Source organism: Protaetiibacter intestinalis, from assembly GCF_003627075.1.
GTDB lineage: Bacteria > Actinomycetota > Actinomycetes > Actinomycetales > Microbacteriaceae > Homoserinibacter > Homoserinibacter intestinalis.
On sequence record NZ_CP032630.1, the window covers coordinates 2,520,678 to 2,544,336 of the forward strand.

Annotated in this window: 23 protein-coding genes; 15 read left to right on the forward strand and 8 right to left on the reverse strand. The window is 73.1% G+C overall.

The window, feature by feature from the left end; all coding sequences use genetic code 11:
• The first annotated feature begins 105 nt into the window (after positions 1-105).
• Genes D7I47_RS11930 through D7I47_RS11940 form a run of 3 tightly spaced genes read left to right on the forward strand, consistent with a single transcriptional unit; the run spans position 106 to position 3,060 of the window.
• On the forward strand, positions 106-1,251 hold the full coding sequence (locus D7I47_RS11930) for an inorganic phosphate transporter (RefSeq protein ID WP_120763261.1): 1,146 nt from the start codon (positions 106-108) through the stop codon (positions 1,249-1,251).
• Positions 1,248-1,466 carry a hypothetical protein gene (locus D7I47_RS11935; RefSeq protein ID WP_120763262.1) on the forward strand — a complete coding sequence of 73 codons (219 nt, stop codon included), beginning with the start codon at positions 1,248-1,250 and terminating at the stop codon, positions 1,464-1,466. The genes D7I47_RS11930 and D7I47_RS11935 overlap by 4 nt, the downstream gene beginning before the upstream one ends.
• 52 nt (positions 1,467-1,518) lie before the next feature.
• Positions 1,519-3,060 (forward strand): aspartate ammonia-lyase, encoded by a 1,542-nt coding sequence (locus D7I47_RS11940; RefSeq protein ID WP_120763263.1) that lies wholly within the window; start codon positions 1,519-1,521, stop codon positions 3,058-3,060.
• Between the two features lie 10 nt (positions 3,061-3,070).
• On the opposite strand, the gene ligD (D7I47_RS15290) is transcribed toward D7I47_RS11940, so the two are convergent.
• Entirely contained in the window at positions 3,071-4,594 is a 1,524-nt protein-coding gene (gene ligD / locus D7I47_RS15290; protein ID WP_450091337.1) for a non-homologous end-joining DNA ligase, read from the reverse strand.
• A 31-nt stretch (positions 4,595-4,625) separates the two neighbouring features.
• The gene (gene ligD, locus D7I47_RS15295) at positions 4,626-5,546 is read right to left on the reverse strand and encodes a non-homologous end-joining DNA ligase (protein WP_450091338.1); all 921 of its coding nucleotides are present in this window, start codon (positions 5,544-5,546) and stop codon (positions 4,626-4,628) included.
• Positions 5,547-5,622: 76 nt separating this feature from the next.
• Between ligD (D7I47_RS15295) and ku the strand changes: the two genes are divergently transcribed.
• A complete protein-coding gene (ku, locus tag D7I47_RS11950; RefSeq protein ID WP_120763264.1) occupies positions 5,623-6,447 on the forward strand; it encodes a non-homologous end joining protein Ku in 825 nt (274 codons plus the stop codon).
• Between the two features lie 20 nt (positions 6,448-6,467).
• Positions 6,468-7,274, forward strand: a complete 807-nt coding sequence (locus D7I47_RS11955; RefSeq protein WP_120763265.1) for a CPBP family intramembrane glutamic endopeptidase — start codon at positions 6,468-6,470, stop codon at positions 7,272-7,274.
• Positions 7,275-7,280: 6 nt separating this feature from the next.
• Here D7I47_RS11955 and D7I47_RS11960 read toward each other — a convergent pair whose 3' ends face one another.
• The 4 genes from D7I47_RS11960 to D7I47_RS11975 all read right to left on the reverse strand — a co-directional run bounded on the left by D7I47_RS11960 (position 7,281) and on the right by D7I47_RS11975 (position 10,693).
• The gene (locus tag D7I47_RS11960; protein ID WP_120763266.1) at positions 7,281-7,547 is read right to left on the reverse strand and encodes a DUF7218 family protein; all 267 of its coding nucleotides are present in this window, start codon (positions 7,545-7,547) and stop codon (positions 7,281-7,283) included.
• A gap of 81 nt (positions 7,548-7,628) precedes the next feature.
• A complete protein-coding gene (locus D7I47_RS11965; protein ID WP_227000657.1) occupies positions 7,629-8,705 on the reverse strand; it encodes a YihY/virulence factor BrkB family protein in 1,077 nt (358 codons plus the stop codon).
• Positions 8,654-9,151: a DUF6328 family protein gene (locus D7I47_RS11970; protein WP_120763268.1), complete on the reverse strand. Its 498-nt coding sequence runs from the start codon at positions 9,149-9,151 to the stop codon at positions 8,654-8,656. The genes D7I47_RS11965 and D7I47_RS11970 overlap by 52 nt, the downstream gene beginning before the upstream one ends.
• Before the next feature lie 63 nt (positions 9,152-9,214).
• On the reverse strand, positions 9,215-10,693 hold the full coding sequence (locus D7I47_RS11975) for a DNA-3-methyladenine glycosylase 2 (protein ID WP_120763269.1): 1,479 nt from the start codon (positions 10,691-10,693) through the stop codon (positions 9,215-9,217).
• 95 nt (positions 10,694-10,788) lie between these two features.
• Here D7I47_RS11975 and D7I47_RS11980 point away from each other — a divergent pair, with 95 nt between their 5' ends.
• The 10 genes from D7I47_RS11980 (at position 10,789) to D7I47_RS12025 (ending at position 20,913) form a co-directional block, all read left to right on the forward strand.
• Complete coding sequence (locus tag D7I47_RS11980) at positions 10,789-12,147, forward strand: FAD-binding oxidoreductase (protein WP_170154380.1); 1,359 nt, start codon at positions 10,789-10,791, stop codon at positions 12,145-12,147.
• 54 nt (positions 12,148-12,201) lie between these two features.
• Positions 12,202-12,762, forward strand: a complete 561-nt coding sequence (locus D7I47_RS11985) for an MDR/zinc-dependent alcohol dehydrogenase-like family protein (protein WP_120763271.1) — start codon at positions 12,202-12,204, stop codon at positions 12,760-12,762.
• 34 nt (positions 12,763-12,796) lie between these two features.
• The gene (locus tag D7I47_RS11990) at positions 12,797-13,342 is read left to right on the forward strand and encodes a hypothetical protein (RefSeq protein WP_120763272.1); all 546 of its coding nucleotides are present in this window, start codon (positions 12,797-12,799) and stop codon (positions 13,340-13,342) included.
• A 42-nt stretch (positions 13,343-13,384) separates the two neighbouring features.
• Positions 13,385-14,431: a hypothetical protein gene (locus D7I47_RS11995; RefSeq protein WP_120763273.1), complete on the forward strand. Its 1,047-nt coding sequence runs from the start codon at positions 13,385-13,387 to the stop codon at positions 14,429-14,431.
• Positions 14,432-15,247 carry an SDR family NAD(P)-dependent oxidoreductase gene (locus D7I47_RS12000; RefSeq protein ID WP_120763274.1) on the forward strand — a complete coding sequence of 272 codons (816 nt, stop codon included), beginning with the start codon at positions 14,432-14,434 and terminating at the stop codon, positions 15,245-15,247.
• Between the two features lie 166 nt (positions 15,248-15,413).
• Positions 15,414-16,097, forward strand: a complete 684-nt coding sequence (locus D7I47_RS12005) for an NUDIX hydrolase (protein ID WP_120763275.1) — start codon at positions 15,414-15,416, stop codon at positions 16,095-16,097.
• Positions 16,098-16,120: 23 nt separating this feature from the next.
• Positions 16,121-17,410 carry a quinolinate synthase NadA gene (gene nadA, locus D7I47_RS12010; protein WP_120763276.1) on the forward strand — a complete coding sequence of 430 codons (1,290 nt, stop codon included), beginning with the start codon at positions 16,121-16,123 and terminating at the stop codon, positions 17,408-17,410.
• A 1-nt stretch (position 17,411) separates the two neighbouring features.
• Positions 17,412-18,920 (forward strand): L-aspartate oxidase, encoded by a 1,509-nt coding sequence (locus D7I47_RS12015; RefSeq protein ID WP_120763277.1) that lies wholly within the window; start codon positions 17,412-17,414, stop codon positions 18,918-18,920.
• The gene (nadC, locus tag D7I47_RS12020; RefSeq protein ID WP_120763278.1) at positions 18,917-19,762 is read left to right on the forward strand and encodes a carboxylating nicotinate-nucleotide diphosphorylase; all 846 of its coding nucleotides are present in this window, start codon (positions 18,917-18,919) and stop codon (positions 19,760-19,762) included. The genes D7I47_RS12015 and nadC overlap by 4 nt, the downstream gene beginning before the upstream one ends.
• Positions 19,762-20,913 carry a cysteine desulfurase family protein gene (locus D7I47_RS12025; RefSeq protein ID WP_120763279.1) on the forward strand — a complete coding sequence of 384 codons (1,152 nt, stop codon included), beginning with the start codon at positions 19,762-19,764 and terminating at the stop codon, positions 20,911-20,913. The genes nadC and D7I47_RS12025 overlap by 1 nt, the downstream gene beginning before the upstream one ends.
• On the opposite strand, the gene D7I47_RS12030 is transcribed toward D7I47_RS12025, so the two are convergent.
• Positions 20,844-22,541 carry a hypothetical protein gene (locus D7I47_RS12030; RefSeq protein ID WP_120763280.1) on the reverse strand — a complete coding sequence of 566 codons (1,698 nt, stop codon included), beginning with the start codon at positions 22,539-22,541 and terminating at the stop codon, positions 20,844-20,846. The genes D7I47_RS12025 and D7I47_RS12030 overlap by 70 nt on opposite strands.
• Before the next feature lie 144 nt (positions 22,542-22,685).
• Complete coding sequence (locus D7I47_RS12035; protein ID WP_227000659.1) at positions 22,686-23,621, reverse strand: LysR family transcriptional regulator; 936 nt, start codon at positions 23,619-23,621, stop codon at positions 22,686-22,688.
• Positions 23,622-23,659 lie beyond the last annotated feature (38 nt).

Sequence of the window (23,659 nt, forward strand, 5' to 3'; positions counted from 1 at the left end):
TTCGGATCCTGTCTGCCACCCGATCGGACGCCGTCGTGTACCCCGTTCACCGGACGTTCACCCGCAAGTTGCCCACCGTCCTCTCACGTGTGAGGATTGCCCGCAGTGGACCCCCTGATTCTGGTTGCGCTCGTCATCGCGCTGGCCCTCTTCTTCGATTTCACCAACGGCTTCCATGACACGGCCAACGCGATGGCGACCCCCATCGCGACCGGTGCCCTCGGCCCCAAGGCCGCCGTCGCGATCGCCGCGGTGCTCAACCTCGTCGGCGCCTTCCTCAGCACGGAGGTCGCCAAGACCATCTCGGGCGGCCTCATCCGGGAGGGCGACGGCGGGGTGCAGATCACGCCCGTGCTGATCCTCGCGGGTCTCATCGGCGCGATCGTCTGGAACCTCGTCACGTGGCTGCTCGGGCTGCCGTCCTCCTCGAGCCACGCGCTGTTCGGCGGTCTCATCGGCGCCGCGATCGTGGGTGCGGGCTTCGCCGCGATCGACGGCGGGGTGCTCATCTCGAAGATCCTCATCCCGGCGCTCCTGGCGCCCCTCACGGCGGGGCTCGTGTCGTTCCTCGCGACCAAGATCGCCTACAGCCTCACCCGCAAGCGCGAGCGCGACGGCTTCAAAAAGGGGCAGATCTTCACGGCGAGCCTCGTCTCCCTCGCCCACGGCACGAACGACGCGCAGAAGACCATGGGCGTCATCACGCTCGCGCTCATCGCCGCGGGCTTCCAGGACGTCGGCACCGGTCCCGAGCTGTGGGTCATCGCCGCGTGCGCCGTCGCGATCGCCATCGGCACCTACTCGGGCGGCTGGCGCATCATCCGCACGATGGGACGCGGCATCACCGAGGTCGAGCCCGCCCAGGGGTTCGCGGCCGAGGCGGCGACGACCGCCACGATCCTCGCCTCCACCCACCTCGGCTTCGCCCTCTCGACGACGCAGGTCGCCTCCGGTTCGGTCATCGGCACGGGCATCGGCCGCAAGGGCGCCTCGGTGCGCTGGCGCACCGCGGGACGCATCGCCCTCGGTTGGCTCATCACGATCCCCGCGGCGGGTGCCGTCGGTGCGCTCGCCGCCTTCATCGCGAGTCTCGGCGTGGCCGGCATCGTCGTGGACGTCGTGCTCGCCGGCATCGCGATCCTCACGATCTTCCTCTGGTCGCGCCGCACCCGGGTCGACCACCGCAACCTCCACCAGCCCGAACCCGGCGTGTTCGTGCGGCCCAAGAAGCGCAGGAAGGCGCGGCGATGATCGACTGGATGGCGTTCGTCACGGTGCTGGTCGCCTCGCTCGTGTCCGCGTGCGTCGCCGTGACGCTGTTCTCGCTCGCCCTGCGTTTCGGCGACGGCGAGGCCAGCTGGCGGCGTCCGCTGTCCGTCGCACTGTTCGTGCTGTGCGCCGTCGTCGTCGTGTTCGGGCTGTACCTGATCGTGGGCGACCACCTCACCACGCTCTTCACGCGTTGAGGCATGTGCCCCGGCATAGACTCGGGGCACACCCCATCGAAGGAGATGCGTGATGCCCGATACGACCGGACTGACCGCCTCCGAGCAGCTGATCGTGGGCGACGAGGATCTCGTCACCACCGGGCCCGACGGCGCCCGTGAGCTGCTCTCAGGCACCGGACCGACCCGCACCGAGACCGACTCGCTCGGCAGTCTCGAGATCCCGGCCGAGGTCTATTGGGGGGTGCATACCGCTCGCGCGCTCGTGAACTTCCCCATCACGCGGCGCGCGATCTCGAACTACCCCGACCTCATCCGCGCCCTCGCCCGCGTGAAGCAGGCCGCCGCGCGGGCCAACCGCGAGCTCGGGGTGCTCGACCCGGCGAAGGCCGACGTGATCGACGCCGTGTGCGAGCGCATCGTCGCGGGGGAGCTGCACGACCAGTTCGTCGTGGGCGTCATCCAGGGCGGCGCCGGCACGAGCACCAACATGAACACCAACGAGGTGATCGCGAACGCGTGCCTCGAGGTGCTGGGCCACCCGAAGGGCGACTACGCCCACCTGCACCCCATCGACGACGTCAACCGCAGCCAGTCGACGAACGACGTGTACCCGACGGCGATCAAGCTCGCGATGGTGTTCGGGGTGCTGCGGCTGCTCGAGGAGCACGCCAAGCTCACCGCGAGCTTCCGCGCGAAGGGGCGCGAGTTCGCCCACGTGCTCAAGGTCGGGCGCACCCAGCTGCAGGATGCCGTGCCGATGACGCTCGGCCAGGAGTTCGCGGGCTTCGCGACGACCCTCGCCGAGGACGAGGACCGGCTCTCCGAGGTCGTGCCGTGGCTCAACGAGATCAATCTCGGTGCGACGGCGATCGGCACCGGCATCACGGCCGACCCGCGCTATGCGGAGGCCGTGCGCCGGCACCTCGAGGAGCTCACCGGCATCCCGCAGGAGACCGCGCCCGACCTCATCGAGGCGACCGCCGACGCGGGCATCTTCATGACGCTCTCGGGCACGCTCAAGCGCGCGGCCGTGAAGCTCTCGAAGGTGTGCAACGACCTGCGGCTGCTGTCGTCGGGCCCGCAGGCGGGGCTCGGCGAGATCCACCTCCCGGCCCGACAGGCCGGCAGCTCGATCATGCCCGGCAAGGTGAACCCGGTGATCCCCGAGGTCGTCAACCAGGTCGCGTTCAGCGTCATCGGCGCGGATGCGACCGTCACGGCCGCCGCCGAGGGGGGTCAGCTGCAGCTCAACGCCTTCGAGCCGGTCATCGCGCACTCGATCCTGCAGTCGCTCGCCTGGATGACGAACGCCTGCCGCACGCTGCGCATCAACTGCGTCGACGGGATCACCGCGAACGAGGCCCGGCTCGCCGGCCAGGTCGCCACGAGCGTCGGCGTCGTCACCGCCCTCACGCCGTACATCGGCTACACCGAGGCGGCGCACCTCGCGCACCTCGCGCTCACCACGAACGCCTCGATCGCCGACCTCGTCGTCGGCCACGGCCTCATGTCGCGCGAGGAGGTCGGGCGCGTGCTCGCCCCCGAGCGGCTCTCGGGCATCGTGCCGCCCACGGGGGCGATCCCGGTCGTGGTCGGCAAGATCGTGGAGTAGCGGGCGGGACTCACCCCGGGGTGCGCTCCCAGCGCACCTCGGCGGGGGACTTGTCGAAGCGCCAGCCGCGCCAGACGGGATGCCGCAGGCGGCCGTCGGGGGTCGACTCGCCGTACTCGACTTCGCCGACGAGCGCGGGCGTCACCCAGTGGGCGTCGCGCGCGTCCTCGGCGGGCACGCCGTCGAGCGCGGGGGCGTGGATCGCGAGGGCGTCGAGCCGCTCGCGCACCCGCGTGAGCTCGCGGTCGCGGAAGCCGCTGCCGACCCGGCCGGCGTAGCGGAGGCGTCCCGCGGCATCCGGGATGCCGACGAGCAGCGAGCCGATCGTGTCGGCGCGCGCCCCGTTGCCGGTGCGCCAGCCCGCGACGACGACCTCCTGGGCGCGGGTGTGCTTGAGCTTGAGCCAGTCGCGGCTGCGTCGGCCCTCCCGGTAGGGCGAGTCGGCGCGCTTCGCCATCACCCCCTCGAGCCCGAGCTCGCGACTCGTGGCGAGGGCGTCGTCCAGCCCGTCGCCCGCCGCGGGCGGCACCCGCACGAGCGCGTTGCCGCGGACGAGTTCCTCGAGCCGCGCGCGCCGCTCGGTGTAGGGGAGTGCGGTGAGCGATCGACCGCCCTCCTCCAGCATGTCGAAGACGTAGTACTCGACTCCCACGACGCGTCGGGCGCGGTCCACGTCCCGGGGATTGGTGAGTCCCGCACGCTGCTGGATGCGGGCGAAGCGGGGCACCCCGTGCTCATCCGGGGCGACGATCTCGCCGTCGAGCACGGCGTCGCCGCGCACGGCATCCGCGAGCACCGCGAGCTCGGGGAAGGTGGGGGTGAGGTCGAGGCCGTTGCGGGAGGTGAGCGTCACCTCGTCGCCCGAGATGCGGGCGATCGCCCGGAAGCCGTCCCACTTCATCTCGAAGCGCCATCCGGTCTTCCCCCGCAGCTCGGCGGGCTCGGCGGCGGTCGCGAGCATGGGGTGCACGACGCCCGCGACCTGCTTGCGCGAGCCGACGACGGTCTTGCCGCGGCGGAGGCCCCGGCCGGGCGACGTCGAGGGCGGCCTGCGGTACGGCTCGTCGCCGGCATGCTCCGGGTGCGGTGTCTGATCCTTCATGAGGTGGATGAGCCACTGCGGCTTGGCGTCGTCCCCGCCCGTGCGGATGAGGGCGAGCCGGTGGTCGCCGTGGTTCCGGCCGTGGATGGTGACGATGATCTCCTGCCCGTCCCGCCACTTCTCGAGGTCGTACGTGCCGGTGTCCCAGATCGTGACGGTGCCCGCACCGTACGCGCCCCGCGGGATGGTGCCCTCGAAGGAGCCGTACTCGAGCGGGTGGTCCTCCGTCTGCACCGCGAGGTGGTTGACGCCCGGATCGGTGGGGAGGCCCTTCGGCAGCGCCCACGACACGAGCACGCCGTCGTGCTCGAGCCGGAAGTCGTGGTGCAGGCGGGTGGCGTGGTGCTCCTGGATGACGAACATCGGCTCGGCGGCCCGGCTCGCCGCATCCGCGCCGCCCATCGGCTCGGGCGTCTTCGCGGCGTCGCGCATTGAGCGGTAGGTGCCGAGCCGCGCGTCGACCTCAGCGCCCAGGTGGATGGCTCGCCGAGAGTTCGGCGAGCGGATCCCCCTTCTTCCGAAGGCGTTCGAGCACCTCGCCGAACTCGAGCTGGCGCAGCGTCGGCGAGGAGAGCTCGCGCCAGGTGCGGGGCGCCGCGACGGTCGGCCGCAGCCTGCCGCGCAGCGAGTACGGCACGATCGTCGTCTTGCTGCCGTTGTTCTGGCTCCAGTCGAGCAGCACCTTGCCGCCGCGGATCGCCTTCTTCATGTCGCTCACGACGAGCTCCGGGTGGTCGGCCTCGAGCGCGCGGGCGAGCTCGTGCGCGATCGCCGAGATCTGGTCGCTCGAGCGGCTGCCGTCGAGCGCCGCGTACAGGTGGATGCCCTTGCTGCCGCTCGTGACGGGCATCGGGTCGAGCCCGATGTCGGTGAGGATCTCGCGCACGAGCTTCGCGACCTCGACGCACTCGGGAAGGCCCGCGCCCTCGCCCGGATCGAGGTCGAGCACCATGCGGTCGGGGTTCCGGCGGGCACCGCGCGGACCGAAGCGCCACTGCGGCACGTGCAGCTCGAGCGCGTTCTGCTGGGCGATCCAGACGAGCGTCGCCAGGTCGTCGACGAGCGGGTAGCTGTTGACGTGGTCGGCGTGCTGGATCTCGCGGCGTGCGATCCAGGCGGGCGCCGAATCCGGCAGGTTCTTCTCGAAGAACACCTGCCCGGGTTTGTCGGCGGTGCCGACGCCCGAGACCCACCGTTTGCGGGTCGCGGGGCGGTCCTTCGCGTGCGGGATGAGGAACTCGGCCACGCGCGTGTAGTAGTCGATCACCTCGGCCTTCGTCGTGCCCGTCTCCGGGTACATGACCTTGTCGAGGCTCGTGAGCCGCAGCCGGTGACCGCCGACGCTCACGTACTGCTCGGCGGACGGATCGCGCGGGGGCGTCATCCGGGCACCCTATCCCCGCGCAGCGGGCGATTCAACGGGGGTTCACACTGTCCACATTCGGTGGGACGATGACGGGATGCGCTCCATCTGGAAGGGCTCGCTCAGCTTCGGGCTCGTCAACGTGCCCGTGAAGCTGTACTCCGCCACCGAGGACCACGATGTGCCACTGCACCAGGTGCACGACGCGGACGGCGGACGCATCCGCTACAAGCGGATCTGCGAGCTCGACGGCGAGACGGTCGACTACGAGCACATCGCGAAGGCGTACGTCGACGGCGACCAGACCGTCATCCTCACTGACGACGACTTCGCGGCGCTGCCCGTCGAGCGCTCGCGCGACATCGACGTCGTCGAGTTCGTGCCGACCGCCCAGATCGACCCGATCATGTTCGAGAAGAGCTACTACCTCTCGCCCGACTCGAAGTCGACGAAGGCCTACGTGCTGCTCATGCGCACACTCGAGGAGTCGGACCGCACCGCGATCGTGAAGTTCGCGCTGCGGCAGAAGACCCGACTGGCGGCACTGCGGGTGCGCGACGGCGTGCTCACGATGCAGACGCTGCTCTGGGACGACGAGGTGCGCGAGGCCCGCTTCCCGGAGCTCGACGAGACCCCGAAGATCACGGACGCGGAGCTGAAGATGTCGAAGCAGCTCGTCGAGAGCTTCGCCTCCGACTTCGAGCCGGAGAAGTTCACCGACGACTACCAGGAGCAGCTGCGCACCCTCGTCGAGGCGAAGCTCGAGCAGGGCGACGCACTCGACACGGAGGCCACCTTCGGTCGGCAGGCGGAGGCCGGGGGAGAGGTGCTCGACCTCATGGAGGCGCTCAAGCGCTCCGTCGAGAAGCGCCGCGGGTCGGCCCCCGCCAAGAAGAAGCCCGCCAAGCGCTCCGCCGGCTGAGCCCCTGACACACTGGAGGCATGCAGCAGCCCGTCGCCGCCTGGTCGCGACGCGCGCTCGTCCCCGCGTCCGGGGTCGCCGCATCCGCGCTCGTGCTGTTCGGCTTCCAGCTGCCCGGCTGGGGGCACCTGCTGCTCGTCGCGTCCGTCGGCCTCGCGTGGTGGCTCGACCGCGAACTCGGCGCCGATCTGACCCTCATCGGGGTCGGCATCGCGATCGTCTCCGCGACCTCCGTCGAGGCGGACGTCGCCTGGGGCGCATTCTTCCGGATCGGCACGGTGCTCGCGCTCGCCGTCGCGGTGCCGTTCGTGCTCGACCGCTTCCTGCTGCGGCGGCGCGCCATCACCTTCCCGTGGCGCAGTCGCGAGAAGAAGACCCGGCTCGAGATCGCCTACCTGGTCGCGGTGCCGCTGCTCGGCTGGCTCATCCTGCCCTTCTACTTCATCCGCTCGGGCGCGTACCTCAACTGGCCGCACATCACCGACCTCTCCGAGCTGCTGCGCTTCCTCGTCGGCGTCATCGCGGTCGGCACCTGGGACGAGCTGTTCTTCATCTGCACGTGCTTCGCCCTGCTGCGGCGGCATATGCCGGTCTGGCCGGCGAACCTCGTGCAGGCGGTGATCTTCGTGTCGTTCCTGTGGGAGCTCGGCTACCGTGCCTGGGGCCCGCTGCTGACCTTCCCGTTCGCCCTGCTGCAGGGCTACCTCTTCGCCCGCACCCGCTCGCTCGGCTACGTGCTCTCGGTGCACCTGCTGTTCGACGCGATCGTGTTCCTCGCGATCGTGCACGCGCACAACCCCGGCTGGATCCCGATCTTCGTCTACTGACCCGTCCTAGTGGTGGCGGATGAGGTCGATCAGCTGCGCCTTGGTCTTGCCCGAGTAGCCGGTGATGCCGAGCTCCTTCGCGCGCGAGCGCAACTGCGGCACCGTGCGCTCGTCGAGGTCGGTCGCCTTCCCGCCCTTCCGCCCGACGGACTTCCCGCCGCGCGCCGCGACCGCGTTCGAGATCCGGGCGGCCTTCTCCTTGCTGTCGCCCTCATCCCGCAGCTTCTCGTAGAGCTCCGGGTTCTTGAGCGAGTCGTTCCGTGATCCGGGCATGAGAGCCCCCTTCCGCATCGCCTCCAGCCCACCCCCTCAGGGGCGGAGCCTCAAGGGGGTTCCGCATCCGGGGCGGGCGTGCTACTCGTCGGTGCGCTCGCGGATGCGGCGGGCCTCCGCGACGTCGGCGTCGTGACGGCTGGCGATCCAGTGGTTGCGGCGGGTGTCGCGCACCGGCAGGCGCACGAGCTCCGCGGCGTCGATGCCGCGCGCGAGCTGCCGCAGCCGCACGAACTCGGCGTCGAGCTCGGCTCCCGCGACGAGGGCGAGATTGCCGAGGTAGCCCCACAGCAGGGCGACGAGGAGGGTGCCGATCGAGCCGTAGATCGCCCCGTAGGCGCCGACGAGGCTCACGTAGAGCGCGTAGCCGCCGGTCGCGACCGCCCAGACCGCGATCGCGAAGACCGAGCCGACGCTCGCCCAGATGGTGCGCTGGTGGCGCACGTTCGGCGTGAGCGTGTAGAGCAGGGCGACCGCCAGCACGAGCACCGCGAGCAGCACCGGCCACCGCAGCACCGCCCACACGGTCGTCACGGCGGGCGCGATGCCGCGTTCCCCCAGGATGTCGTCGACGGCCGTCGGCGTCGAGAGCAGCGTCGCAGCGGCGATCGTGGCGAGCACGACGAGCGCGGCGGCGACGAGCAGCATCCGGGCCCGGAAGGCCCAGAACGGCCGCCCCTCCTGCACCTCGTAGACGGCGTTCACGGCGCGGCCGAAGGCCGTCGCATAGCCGGAGACCGTCCACACGAGCAGCACGAGGGCGATCGCGAGCGCGACCCCCGCGTTCTCGAGGCGCAGCAGCTGCCCGACCGGCGCCGCGAGCGACTCGGCCACGTCGTCCGGCAGCAGCGTGCGCGCGATCGCCACGAGGTCCTCGACCGCGCGTTCGCGGTCGCTCGCGAGCGCGAAGGCGGATGCCACGGCGAGCGCCGCCGGGAAGGCCGCGACCGCCGTGAAGAAGGTGAGCGCCGCCGCCGCGTCGACGCCGCGGTGGCGCACGAAGCCGTGCCACGCGCGTCGCACCGCGAGGCGCCAGCTCCCCGGGGGCAGCCGCGTCGGGCGTCCCGGGTCGCCCGGGTCGAGGGCACGCCGCAGCTCCTCGTCCATCAGAGGGGGGAGCGCATCCGGATCCGCACCGCGGCGGGCATCGCGAACCATGCGATCACCCCGCCCGCGAGCACCACCCCGCCCGCGACGAAGCCCGCCGGATGCCCCGCGACCATGTCGAAGATGAGCATCGCGGTGCCCGCCAGGGTCAGCAGCACCGCGGCGAGGGTCGCGATGAGGATGCTGTTCGCCACGTGCACGATCTGCGGCTTCGCACGGCGCCGGAACAGCGCCCGGTGCATCCCGACCGGGGTGAGCGCGAGCAGCGTCGCGATCGCCGCGAGGCTCACGAGCACGAGGTAGACGGTGACCTGGTAGTGGTCGAGCTCGTCGAAGCGCTGCTGGAACGCCACCGTCAGCAGGAAGCCGGTGAGGATCTGCGTACCCGTCTGCACGACGCGCAGCTCCTGCAGGATCTCGTTCCAGTTGCGGTCGAGGCGCTCGGTCTCCGTCTCGTCCCGCCCGTCGCCGGGGAGGGCGTCGTCGTCAGCGGCCATGGGGGCATGCTACGACCCCCGGCGGATCCGGGGCCGCCCCGTTGCCGGGCGCCGGGTGGCCTGCTAACGGGGCGTGCTCGCGGGGCGTGGGCTGCCGGCGCGCCACAGGTGCAGGGCGGCGTAGCTGCGCCAGGGGGACCACGCCTCGGCGTGCGCCGCGAGGGTGCGTCGCTCGCCGGGGAGGCCGAGGGCGGAGGCCGAACGTCGGATGACGAGGTCGTCCACGGGCAGCACGTCGGGGGATCCCAGGATGTGCATCGCGAGGAAGTCGGCCGTCCACGGGCCGATGCCGCGCTGGGCGAGGAGCGCCCGACGGAACTCCATCGCCGGCATCCCGATGTCGAGCACGAGCCGACCCTCCGCGAGCTCCTCCGCGACGCCGACGATGGCGTCGATGCGGCCCGCCGGCCCGCGCAGCACCTCGCGCCCGCGCTCCGCGATGACGGCGGCGGACGGGAACCCGCCGTCGCCGAGCGCGGCGACGAGCCTGCCGAGCACGGTGCGGGCGGCGGGGACCGAGATCTGCTGGCCGAGCAGCGTGCGGAACAGCGCCTCCTCGGGGTCGAAGGCGCCCGCGATCCGGATGCCCGGCACCGCCGCGACGAGCGGCCCGAGCGCGGGGTCGGCGGCGAGTGCGACGTCGATGGCCGACGCGTCGGCGTCCAGATCGAAGGCGCGTCGGATGCGCGCGACCGCGGCCGTCACGTCGGACAGCCGCGTGAGGCGCACGGTGCACAGCAGTCCGGGCCCCGCCGGGTCGACGCGCACCTCGAGCGCACCGGGGCCGCCCGGAAGGGCCAGCGGGCGGCGGAGCTGGGCGCCGTCAGCGCTCTCGAGCCCCGGGATGGCATGGCGTGCGAAGTAGTCGAACAGCCCGGCGCGGTCGATGGGCTCGCGCGCCGGGAGGCGCAGCGTGAGGGTACCCGTGTCGCCGGTCGCGGCGGTCGGCGCGCCGACGCCACGGCGGCTCAGGGCACGGAGCTCGGTGGGGGTCGCACGGTAGACCTCCGCGATGGTCTCGTTGAACTGCCGCAGGCTGCCGAAACCGGACGCGAACGCGATGTCGGCGACCGGCAGCTCGGTCGCGGCGAGCAGGGTGCGCGCCGTCTGCGCGCGATGGGCGCGGGCGAGCGCGAGCGGCCCGGCGCCGAGTTCGGCCGTCAGCACCCGCGTGAGGTGCCGGCTCGAGTAGCCGAGCCGGGTGGCCAGGCCCTCGACGCCCTCCCGGTCGACGACGCCGTCCTGCACGAGCCGCATGGCGCGCGCGGCGAGGTCGTCGCGCAGGTTCCAGTCGGGGGAGCCGGGCACGGCGTCCGGCTGGCAGCGCTTGCAGGCCCGCAGCCCGGCCTCGTGCGCGGCGGCGGCGGTGCGGTAGAAGCTCACATTGCCGGGCTTGGGGGTCATCGCGGGGCAGCTCGGCCGGCAGTAGATGCCCGTCGAGTGCACGCCCACGATGAACTGCCCGTCGAAGCGCGCATCGCGCGAGGCGACCGCGGCGTACCGCCGCGAGAACTCCGCCGCATCCGCCGCATCCGCCCGCATCCCCTCACCCTGCCACGCCCCGCCCCCTCCTCCCAGCGGAAATCGGACACGACCTCCGTGGCATGGCTTCCGCCGCGCCTCGATACGCTCGGGGGATGCTGGAGGAGCTGCGCGCGGCCGTGGGCGAGGCGCTCGTCACGGATGCCGCGGCGCTCGAGGCGGCGCGCGGCGACAAGTCGGGGCAGCGCTCGGCGGCGGCCCCGCTCGCGATCGTCGAGGCGCGGGAGATCGGTCACGTGCAGGCGGCGCTGCGCTGGGCGAGCGCGCACGGGGTGCCCGTCGTGCCGCGCGGCGCGGGCACCGGCCTCGCGGGCGGCGCCCTGGCGGGCGCGGGGGAGCTCGTGCTCTCGACGTCGCGCCTCGACCGCATCCTCGAGATCTCCGCCGCCGACGAGCTCGCGGTCGTCGAGGCGGGTGTCATCAACGCCGAGCTCAACACGGCGCTCGCTGAGCACGGCCTCTGGTACACGCCCGACCCCGCGAGCCGCGCGATCTCGACGATCGGCGGCAACCTCGCCACGAACGCGGGCGGCCTCATGTGCGTCAAGTACGGCGTGACGCGCGAGTCGGTGCTCGGCATGAAGGTCGTGCTCGCCGACGGCCGCCTGCTCGAGCTCGGGCACCGCACCGTCAAGGGTGTCACCGGCTACGACCTGACCGCGCTCATGATCGGCTCGGAGGGCACGCTCGGGGTGATCGTGGAGGCGACCGTGCGGGTGCGCCCGGTCGAGCGCGGCGCCGTCGTGACGGTGAGCGCGGCGTTCCCGGATGTCGACGCCGCCGCGCGCGCGGCCGCGGCGATCACGGCCTCCGGAGTGCGCCCGGCGGCGCTCGAACTGCTCGACACGGGTGCGCTCGACGCGATCGGGGCGTATCTCGGAGTCGGGCTCGGCGGGGGCGCACGCCTGCTCGTGCAGACCGACGGCGGCCATGCGGACGCGGAGGCGGCGCGCGTGCTCGCCGTCGTGGAGGCCTCCGGCGGCACCGCGGAGCTCGGCGACGCCGAGGAGGGCGAGCGGCTGTTCGCGATCCGCCGCGCGTTCCACCCCGCCATGGAACGCCAGGGCAGCGTGCTCATCGAGGACGTCGCCGTGCCGCGCAGCGCCCTGCCCGCCATGTTCGCGGCGATCGCCCGCATCGAGGGGCGGTACGGCATCCGCATCCCGACCGTCGCGCACGCGGGCGACGGCAACCTGCACCCCAACTTCGTCTACCGGCCCGTCCTGCGCGACGGGCGCGAGGAGGTGCCCGAGCACATCTGGGACGCCGCGCACGAGCTGTTCCAGGAGTGCCTGCGGCTCGGCGGCACGCTCACGGGCGAGCACGGCGTGGGGCTGCTCAAGCGCCGCTGGCTGCGCGACGAGCTCGGCGACGACGGCTACGGGCTGCAGCGGCAGCTCAAGGCGGTGTTCGACCCGCAGGGCATCCTCAACCCCGGCAAGGTGTTCTCCTAGGCGGCACCGCTCGGCGGGAATGCATGCGCCTGCATACGCGTTGCACCACACGATATGACTGCTCTCCGTACCGCCGTCCCGCGCCCGACCACGGGCGTCCTCCGCCTGCGTCCGACCCTGCGTGGGCGCGGCTTCGTCGTCGGCACCGTGGATGCCGCCGGCCCCGACACGAACGGCTTCGCCCCGCGCGACCGGGTCGCCTGGCGCGACACCGGCGAGGAGCTCGGCGAACTCGTGCTGCGCGAGCAGCGCGACGTGCTGGGCGTGCCGCGCTGGATCAGCGACGAGCAGGTCGTGAGCTACCTCGGCGCCGGCCTCATCGCGCGCGCCCTCGTGCGCACCCGCCCGTTCAGCCGCGGCGACGGCGTGCGCGTCGTCTCCGCCGACCCGCTGGTGGCCGAGATGACGGCCGCCTGGGCGCGTTCGCTCGGTGCGCGCATCGTCGAGGCGGCCCCCGACCTCGCCATCCGCGACGACGTGCGGGTGCGCCGCACGGTGCTCACCGGCCACGGCAAGCTCGCCGAGGCGGCCGTCGAGGTGTTCCAGGCGATCCGCCGCGGGGTGTTCGACGAGGTCGAGCCGATCGCGGGTGCGTCGCCGCGCGTCGCGGCCTAGCCTCAGCCGCGTCCGCGCGTCCTAGGCTGGGCGCATGACCTTCCTGCCCATGTCCGAGGATGCGGAGCTCTCGTCCGACGCGATCGCGGCGGCCGAGCGTCAGGTGCAGCTGCACGGTGGCCGCATCACCAACATGAAGCGCACCCTGCTCGGCCACGTGCCGAGCTTCGACGCCTACATGGAGTGGTACACGCTGAAGGACGAGCTCGAGCCGTACATCGGCGAGCGGGCGGTGTCGCTGTTCTCCTACGCCATCTCGGACGCCAACGAGTGCCTCGTCTGCTCGGTGTTCTTCCGCCGCATCCTGATCGAATCGGGCGACGACCCCGACGACCCGCAGGTGACCGAGACCGAGCAGCTGCTGCTCGACTGGGGGCGGATGATCGCGACCGACCCGAACGGCATCCCGCCGGCGTTCCGCGAGCGGTTGGAGCGCGCGTTCTCGCCGAAGCTGCGCATCATCCTGGTCGCGTTCGCGGGCCTCATGGTGGCGACGAACCTGTTCAACACGGTCGGGCGCGTGCCGCTCGACGAGGTGCTGTACGACTTCCGGAAGCCGGGGGATGACCGCACCGAGTGAGGGGCGCCGCCCCGCGCCGCCCCATCGACGGGAGGGTCGTCGGTGACCGGCGAGCCCGAGCTTTCGGTGCTCCTCGCGCCCGCGCGTCCCGGCGAGGAGTCGTTCCGGTGGGCCGAGCCGATACGCAGGAACACCCTGGTGGTGTTCTTCCTCGCCGTGCTGCTCGGCTTGATCCTGCTCGTCGCGTGTCTCGTGCTGAGCGCGCTGCTGGCTCTGCAAGGACGTCCCGTGACGGCGCTCGCCTACCTGGGCTTCGCCGTGGTGCCGGGTGCGGCGCTCGTCGGCGCCTGGCGCTGGGATCGTCGCTGGATGCGCTGGGGCACCTCGGAGCAGGTGCGTCTCGCGCCCCGCCTGCCCGCGTTCGCGGAGGCGAACGGCTTGACCCTCGACCGCGAGGTCGCGGTGCCGCGCGTGCGACCCGGCGTGTCCGGGTCCGGGCGCCTCATCGCGGATCGCCTCGAGAACCGGCTGCGCGCGGACGACGGCGCCCCCGATCCGTCGCCGGGCGTCGCGGAGCTGGGCGACTACATCTGGCTCGAGGAGTATGCCGGCGGCTCCCGGGCGACGCGCTCGGTCGCCTACGTCGCGATCCGGATGCCGCGCGAGCTTCCGACGATCGCGATCCAGTCGCGCGCGGACGGCGGCGCCGAGCTCGAGATCCACGAGACGCAGACCCTGTCGCTCGAGGGGGACTGGGACGCGCACTTCACCCTCTTCTGCCCGCCCGGCTTCGAGCGGGATGCCCTGCAGATCATGACGCCCGATGTGATGGCGGCCATGATCGATCACGCGGGGTCGTGGTCGGCCGTCACCCGGGGAGCGTGGCTGGTGTTCGTCTCGGCGACCCCGTTCGTCTCGGCCCGGCCGCTCGACTACGCGGGCGCGTTCCGCCTCATCCGGGTCGCGCGGGAGGTGGCGGGGCAGGCGGAGCACTACCGCGATCCGGGCGCGGGGGTTCCCGGCCGCTCGGCGGTGGTAGCGCCCTTGAGGCGCACAGGGATCGCGGGGGTCGCGGCGACGATCGCGGGTGCGACCCTCGCGTGCCTGGCCATCCTCGCGGCGATCCCGTTGCTGACCGGGGGCGCCTGAATGACGCGGGAGCATCCGCTTGCGGGACGGGTGGCGCTCGTGACGGGCGCGGCGCACGGCCAGGGGCGCGCCATCGCGCGGGCCCTCGCCGAGGACGGCGCGGCGATCGTGGCACTCGACGTGGGCGCCGAGCTCGCCTACCCGGCCTACGCGCAGGGCACGACGGCCGAGCTCGAGACCCTGGTGGCCGAGATCCTCGAGGCGGGCGGACGCGCGATCCCGGCCCTCGCCGACGTGCGGGATGCCGCGGCGGTGCAGCGGGCGGTCGACGCCGGCGTCGAGGCGTTCGGCGGCATCGACATCCTCATCAACAACGCGGGCATCGTCGCCTACGCCGAGCTCGAGTCCATGTCGGATGCGGAATGGGATGCCATGATCGGCATCAATCTGACCGGTCCGTTCGTGGTGGCGCGCGCCGCCGTGCCGCACCTCAAGGCATCCGGGCACGGCGTGATCGTCAACAACTCGAGCGTCATGGGGCTGCGCGGCGGCAACCGGCTCTCGCACTACGTGGCATCGAAGCACGGCCTCACGGGCCTCACGAAGGCGTGGGCGATCGAGCTCGCGCCGTTCGGGGTGCGGGTCGTGTCGATCCACCCGACGGGGGTCGACACCCCCATGAACGACGGTCTCGCAGCTCAGGAGGGCGCGACCCCGCAGGAGATCGCCGAGCGCAGCGCCGGCAACCTGCTGCCGGGCGTCCCGTGGATCGAGACCTCCGACGTCGCCGAGCTCGTGCGCTACCTCGTCTCCGACCGCGCCCGCTACGTGACGGGCGCCCAGTACACCCTCGACGCCGGCCTCCTCACCCGCTGAGCCTCCACATCCCTGGTCAAACGCTGCAGCGGTCGGCCCGGGGCGGCAGCAGTGTCTGGCGCGTGTGACGAAGCGCTACAGCGCTTGACCACCCGCAGTGAGGGGCGGGGTGACCTTCAGTGGTAGGGTTTGTTCAGGTTTGGGTGACTCTAAGTCGGAGGGGCGGATGAGCGGGATCGAGCTGGCGGTGTCGACCGTGATCTTCGCGCTGCGCCCGGATGCCGAGGGGCGCCTCGTGCTGTCGCTGCCGCTCGTGCGGCGCATCCGGGAGCCCTTCGAGGGGCGCTGGGCGCTGCCGGGCGGTGCGGCGGATGCGGGGGAGAGCCTCGCCGACACCGCGGCCCGCAAGCTCGCCGAGACGACGGGCCTCGCCCCCAGCTATCTCGAGCAGCTCTACGCCTTCGGCGAGCCGGACCGGTCCCCGACCGGCCGCGTCGTCTCGGTCGTCTACTGGGCGCTCGTGCACGGTGACGAGGCGGACCGGGCGCTCGAGGGCGAGAACGTGGCCTGGTTCCCGGCCGACGCGCACCCGGCGCTCGCCTTCGACCACGACCTCATCGTCGGCTACGCCCTCTGGCGGCTGCGCACCAAGCTCGGCTACGCCCGCATCGCCCACGCCTTCCTCGGCCCCACCTTCACGCTCGCCGAGCTGCGTCAGGTGCACGAGCTCGTGCTGCAGAAGCCCCTCGACCCCGCCAACTTCCGTCGGCAGATCGAGGCGTCGGGTGCCGTCGTGCCGACCGGCGAGCGGCAGACCGGCGGCCGGCACCGCCCCCCGAAGCTCTACCGCTACGACACCACGATCGAACCGGTCGACACGGGTCCGCTCGGCGCAGCCGGCATCCGCTGACCGACACCCCCGGAGATCCCCCCATGACGTCCGTCGACACCACCATCCGACTGATCCGCACGACCGGGCGCGACGCCGCGGGACGCCCCGCCGAGGCGTGCAGCCCCGCCCTCGCCCGCGCACCGTGGGAGTTCGACGGCGTGCTGCAGTACGGCCCCGGATCCTCGATGGGCGACGTCATCCCCGCGGGTGCCCCGCGCCAGGGCGCCCTGCCCGAGGAGTACCGCACGGCGAGCGCCGAGGAGCTCCACGCGCGCATCCGTGCCGCCAAGCGCACCCTCGGCGACCGCGTCGTGATCCTCGGGCACTTCTACCAGCGCGACGAGATCGTGCAGCACGCCGACTTCCTCGGCGACTCGTTCCAGCTCGCGAACGCCGCCCAGACGGTGCCGGACGCCGAGGCGATCGTGTTCTGCGGCGTGCACTTCATGGCCGAGACGGCCGACATCCTGGCGCGGCCGGAGCAGCGCGTCATCCTGCCGAACCTGGCCGCGGGCTGCTCGATGGCCGACATGGCCGACGCCGACTCGGTCGAGGAGTGCTGGGAGCAGCTCGAGGCGCTCTACGGCACCGAATCGGATGCCGCGGGCCGGGTCCCCGTGATCCCCGTCACCTACATGAACTCCTCGGCCGCGCTCAAGGCCTTCTGCGGGCGCCACGGCGGCATCGTCTGCACGAGCTCGAACGCCGAGACCGTGCTCGAGTGGGCCTTCGAGCGCGGCCAGCGGGTGCTGTTCTTCCCCGACCAGCACCTCGGCCGCAACACCGCCAAGAAGCTCGGGGTGCCGCTCGAGCGGATGCCGATGTGGGATCCGCGCAGGCCGCTCGGCGGCCACGCGGGGGATGCGCTGCTGGATGCCCGCGTGATCCTCTGGCACGGCTTCTGCTCGGTGCACAAGCGCTTCACGGTGGCGCAGATCGAGCAGGCCCGCGCCGAGCACCCCGGCGTGCGCGTCATCGTGCACCCGGAGTGCCCGATGGCGGTCGTCGACGCGGCCGACGAGGCCGGCTCGACCGACCACATCCGCAGGGCGGTGGCGGCCGCGAGCGAGCCGACGACCTTCGCGATCGGCACCGAGATCAACATGGTGAACCGGCTCGCCGCCGAGTTCCCGCAGCACGAGATCTTCTGCCTCGACCCGGTCGTGTGCCCCTGCTCGACGATGTACCGCATCCACCCCGGCTACCTCGCCTGGGTGCTCGAGGCCCTGGTGCGCGGCGAGACGCCGAACGTGATCGCGGTGCCGGATGCCGTGGCGGCCGAGGCGCGCATCGCCCTCGAGCGCATGCTCGACGCCAAGCCGAGGGCCTGAGATGCGCGTCGTCGTGGTCGGCAGCGGCATCGCGGGGCTCGTCACCGCGTGGCGCGCGAGCGCGCGGCACGAGGTGGTGCTCGTGACGAAGGGCGAGCTCACCGAGTCGAACACCCGCCATGCCCAGGGCGGCATCGCGGCCGCCCTCTTCCCGGACGACAGCGCCGCGGCCCACGCCTCCGACACCCTGCGGGCGGGGGCGGGGCTCGCCGACCCGGAGGCCGTGCGGGTGCTGTGCACCGAGGGCCCCGCGCGGGTGCGCGAGCTGGTCGCGCTCGGCGTGCCGTTCGACCGGGATCCCGACGGCGCGCTCGCCCGCGGGCGGGAGGCCGCCCACGGCGTGCGCCGCGTGCTGCACGCCGGGGGCGACGCGACGGGGCGCGCGATCGAGGCGACGCTCATCCGCGCGGTGCGGGCGACGACGACGGTCGTGCACGAGCACACGAGCCTGCGCGAGCTGCTCGTCGACGCCGGACGGGTGGTCGGGGCCCTGGTGCGGCATGCCGACGGCACGGTCGGCGTGCTCGGGGCGGATGCCGTGGTGATCGCCACGGGCGGCGCCGGCCGGCTCTACGCGCACACCACCAACCCCGCGGTCACGACGGGCGACGGCATCGCGGCGGCGTACCGCGCGGGAGCCGAGCTCGCCGACCTCGAGTTCATGCAGTTCCACCCCACCGCCCTCGCCGTGCCGGGCCGTCCGCTCGTCTCGGAGGCGGTGCGCGGCGAAGGCGCGGTGCTGCTCGACGCCGAGGGCCGGCGCTTCCTGACGGAGGTGCACGCGGATGCCGAACTCGCGCCGCGCGACGTCGTCGCCCGGGGCGTCGCGCGCGCCATGGCGCGGCAGGACGGGGCGCCCGTGCTGCTCGACGCGGCGCGGGTGGAGCGGGAACGCGGCGACGGCTACCTCGCGGCGCGCTTCCCGAGCCTCACGCGGCTGACGCGCGAGCACGGCCTCGACTGGAGGCGCGAGCCGGTGCCCGTGACGCCCGCCGCCCACTTCTGGATGGGCGGCATCCGCACGGATCTCGACGGGCGCACGAGCCTGCCGGGGCTGTTCGCGGTCGGCGAGGCCGCCCGCACGGGCGTGCACGGCGCCAACCGCCTCGCCTCCAACTCCTTGCTCGAGGGTCTCGTCTTCGGGCATCGGGTCGCTCAGGTGATCGAGGAGCTTCCGGCCGCGCCGACCGGCGCGCCACTACCCCCCGCGGGGAGCGACCGGGAACCGGTGGGCGCCGACGACATCCGCGCCCTCATGTGGAGCGCCGTCGGCCTCGAACGCGACGGCGACACCCTCGCCGCGGCCCTCCGCACGCTCGAGGGGTGGAACGCCGACGGCGAGACCCGCGGCCTGCTCGAGCTCGCCCGCCTCACCACGCGCGCCGCCCTCGCGCGCACCGAGTCGCGCGGCGCCCACTTCCGCACCGACCACCCCGACACCGACCCCGCGCAGGCGCGCCCGCTCGTCTGGAGCACCGTGCCGACACGAGAACTGGAGCCCGCGCGATGAGCGCCGCGATCGACGACATCATCACCCGCGCCCTCGCCGAGGACGCCCCCTGGGGCGACCTCACGAGCGAGACGTTCCTGCCGGCGGAGGCCACGGCATCCGCGTCGCTCGTCGCGCGCGAGCCCGGCGTGCTCTCGGGGGCGGAGGTCTTCGCCCGGGTGTTCGCGCTCGTCGACGCCGAAACGACCGTCGAGCTGCTGCGGCACGACGGCGCGGCGTTCGCGGCGGGCGAGGCGCTCGCCCGCGTCGCGGGGCCCGCCCGCGCCGTGCTGCGCGCCGAGCGCATCGCCCTCAACCTCGTGCAGCGGATGAGCGGCATCGCGACCCTCACCGCGCGCTACGTCGCGGAGGTCGAGGGCACCTCCGCGCGCATCGTCGACACCCGCAAGACGACGCCCGGGCTCCGCATCCTCGAGCGTCAGGCGGTGCGCGACGGCGGCGGCCGCAACCACCGCTTCTCGCTCTCGGATGCCGTGATGGCGAAGGACAACCACCTCGCCGTGCTCGCGGCATCCGGGGTGCCACTCGGCGACGCGATCCGTGCCGCGCGCGCCCGGCTCGGTCACACGGTCCACCTCGAGGTGGAGGTCGATCGGCTGGATCAGGTGGAGGAGGTCGTGGCGGCGGGCGTCGACACGATCATGCTCGACAACTTCAGCCCGGCCGAACTCCGAGAGGGGGTCGCGCTCGTCGCCGGGCGGGCGCTCGTCGAGGCCTCGGGCGGCGTGAACCTCGACACCGTGCGCGCCATCGCCGAGGCGGGCGTCGACGTCATCTCGGTCGGCGCGCTCACCCACAGCGTGCGCGCCCTCGACCTCGGGCTGGATGTGACGGTCGGCTGATGACCGGGCAGCTCTACCTCGACACCGCCGCCACCACGCCGGTGCGACGCGAGGTGCTCGAGGCGATGTGGCCCTACCTGACGGGCGAGTTCGGCAACCCCTCGAGCCGCCACGAACCGGGGGAGCGCGCCGCGCATGCCGTGCAGGCCGCGCGGGCGGTCGTCGCGGAACAGCTCGGATGCCGGCCGTCCGAGGTCGTGTTCACCTCGGGCGGCACCGAGGCCGACAACCTCGCGATCAAGGGCATCGCGCTGGGTGCGCCGCGGGGGCGTCACCTCGTGATCTCGCCGATCGAGCACGAGGCGGTCGTCGAGTCCGCCGACCATCTGCGGCGACTGCACGGCTTCGAGGTGACGGTGCTGCCGGTCGACGCCGAGGGGCGCGTCGCGCCGGGCGACCTCGCCGCGGCGGTCCGCCCCGACACGACGCTCGTCAGCATCCAGCACGCGAGCAACGAGATCGGCACCGTGCAGCCGATCCGCGAGCTCGCCGATGTCGCCCGCGCGGCCGGCGTGCCGTTCCACACGGATGCCGTGCAGTCGGCGGGTGCGCTCGAGGTGGGCCTCGATGTGCTCGGCGTCGACGCCGTCAGCGTCGCCGGCCACAAGCTCGGCGCTCCGAAGGGCGTCGGCGCCCTCGCCGTGCGCGGCGCCCTCCCGATCGAGCCGCTGCTGCACGGTGGCGGCCAGGAGCGCGGCCGGCGCTCGGGCACCGAGAACGTCGCGGGTGTCGTCGGCTTCGCCACCGCCCTCGCCCTCGCCGCGACCGAGCGGCGTGCCGAGCCGCGGATCGCGGCGGCGCGCGACGCGATCATCGACGGCGTCCTCGCGCGCGTGCCCGGTGCGATCCTGACCGGCTCCCGCACCCACCGCCTCCCGAACCACGCCTCGTTCTGCTTCCCCGGCACGAGCGGCGAGGCGGTGCTGCTCGAGCTGGAGCGGCGCGGCGTCGTGTGCTCCTCGGGTTCGGCGTGCGCGGCGGGCAGCGACGACCCGTCACCGGTGCTGGTGGCGCTCGGTCTCGCGCCCGAGGTGGCGCAGACCGCCGTGCGCCTGACGTTTCCCGCGGATGTCACCCCGCTTCAGGCGTCGGAGGTCGTCGACCGGCTGCTCGCCGCCGTCTCCTCGGTCGGCGGGCTCGCGGCGCGCTGACCGTCGCGCCGCCAGGGCCGGGTCACGAGGACCCACAGGCCGAGGGCGACCGCCGCGTAGGCCGCGTACATGCCGACCCAGGTCCAGAGGGCGAACGGCACCTCCGCCCACGACGTGGGCATGGGCATGAGCACGAGGAAGAAGGCGAGCAGGCCCGCGGCGTAGACGCCGCCCCAGACGATCCGGTTCCAGGCGAACAGCGACGAGCCGGTCAGTCCGCGCACCGGCAGCAGCGCGATCGGCAGCGCCGAGACCCCCGCTGCGGTGAGCGAGGCCAGGGTCTCGCGGAGGAAGACGGTGCCGAGGTCGTCACCCGCATCCTGCAGCAGCGTGTAGCCGACCCACGCGAGCAGGGCGAGTCCGAGGCCCCAGCCGAGGGTGATGAGGGTCAGGCGCGCCTTCGCGGCGGAGGTGGCGATCGCGGTGCCGAACGCCACCCCGGCGACGAGGCCGAACACGATGCCGGGCTGGAACCCCGTGAGCCGCGTGAAGACGACCGTCGCGACGACCACCAGGAGGGTCAGCGGGCGGAACTCGAACGCCGCGGTCGCCTGCGGGTGCAGCCTCCCGACGACCCAGATGAGCACGAACCAGCCCACCACGACGTCGAGGGCGAAGCCGATCGCGATCGAACCGAACTGGCGCAGGCTCGCGGCGTCGAAGCCGAAGGCGGGGTCGACGAAGGAGGTGATGAGCGCGGCGGCGAGCACGCCGAGCGCGGCGGGCAGCCAGCCGCGGAAGCGGTCCGTCGCGCGGATGGTGGCGGGCTGGGCCTCGGCATCCGCGTCGGCCGCCTCCCCGGTCGCGCGCGGCGGCCGGACGCGCCGCCACCACGTGCCGAGCCGCGCCCCGAGCTCGTCCGACACCTTGCCGATGAGATGCGTCGGGAAGCCCATGAGGAGCGCCAGGATGACGGCGAGCAGCGCGGCGAGCGCGCACTGCTGCACGCTGAGCGTCTCTGCCGGCGTCAAGAGCGCGCTCAGTACGGTGGGCGAGGTCGCGGTGCGGGGCACCGGCGCGGCGGTCACGGGTTCGTCGGCTGCGGCGACCGGCTCGGCTTCGACCTCCGGCTCCGGCGGGCAGATCGTCGCCTCGATCACACAGACGTTGCCCGACACGTAGGCGAGCGTCATCTCGTAGTGGAGTCCCCAGAAGTTGGTGTTCGTCCCGTCGCAGTCCATCCAGCCGCTGACGGGGGAGTCGACGGTGCCGACCAGTTCGCTCCCCGTCGCCGACACGAGCGTCATGGTGCGCGGTCGTCTCCCGTCCGGGCCGCACCAGGTGCCCTCGAGGGGGAAGTCCCACGTGCCGCTCGGTCCCGTGTAGGGGAAGGCATCGCCGGGCAGGCTCAACGGCCATCCGCTGATCGCGCAGGCGTCGTCGGCGGTGCAGGAGATCGTGAGGGTGACGTCCTGCCCCTCGCCCGGTTCGGTTCGGCCGTCGGGACTGATGTCGGTGAGCGCCGCGTGCCCGGCGTACACGATCTGCGTGCCCGGTGCCGGCGTCTCGGCGGGCGCGGGGGTCGGGGTGGGGGTCGCGGCGGAGGCGGATGCCGCGGTCCCGAGGGCGAGCGCCAGCGCCGCGAGCAGGCACACCGCGGTGCGGGCTCCGCGTCGCGTTCGGGTCACGGATGCGGTGGAGGGTATGGCCCCGGATGCTACCGACGCCCGCGCCACACGACAATCCCCCGATCGACGGCACCGGGGGACGACCCGCCGCGTCGCCGTCGACGCGCGGGCGAGCCGGCCGCCGGGCGGCGGCTTTTCAGCACGCTACTGAGGGCTCAGCCCCCAGTCGTCGCCGTCGAGCGACTCCACGGCGGCGAGCACGGTGGCGATGGCCGGAACCCGGCGCGCCCCCTGGAGGGCGACGACCTGGATCGAGCGGTCGCTCGACGGTGAGGTGGCGCGGATGACGGCGCCCGCCGGCACGGTCGCCGTCGCGAGGGCGAGGCGGGGGAGCAGCGCGACCCCGAGCTGGGTCGCGACGAGGTGGAGCACGGCGACCGCGTTGTCGGTCTCCAACTCGATGTCGGGGTCGACGCCGACCGCCTCGCACGCCGCGAGCAGGTGGCCGCGGCACAGCGGGCATCCGGCGATCCAACGCTCGTCCCCGAGCCGGGCGAGTTCGACGGGGGTGCCGGCCGTCGCGTGCGGATGCGTCTCGGGCAGGGCGATGACGACCGGCTCGGTGAACAGCGGGACGGTCTCGACCGGCCCCTCCGACTCGCGGTGCGGGTCGGCGCGGTCGCCGGGGTAGGCGAAGGTGATGGCGAGGTCGATCGCGCCGTCGCGCAGCATCGCGAGCGCCTCCGGGGGCTCCGCCTCGACGTAGCTGACCGTGAGTCCCGGATGCGCGCTGCGCAGGGTGCCGAGCAGCCGCGGCACGATCGTCGAGGAGGCGGTGGGGAATGCGGCGACGCGCACCGTTCCGGTGCGCAGCCCCACGAGTTCGGCGAGCTCGCCGCTCGCGGCATCCATCGCCGAGCCGATCGTCTGCGCGTGACGGGCGAGCACCATGCCGGGCTCGGTGAGCCGCACGCCGCGACCCGCACGCATCACGAGGGGGAGTCCGAGCCGCTGCTCCGCGCGTCGCAGGTGCTGGCTGACGGCCGGCTGGCTGTAGCCGAGGGCGCGCGCCGCCTTGCTGATCGAGCCGTGCTCGGCGATGGCGCGCACGATGCGCACCGACTGGAGGTCCAGATCCATCACATAACGATAGTGGATGGATTGCATGCAGCACATGC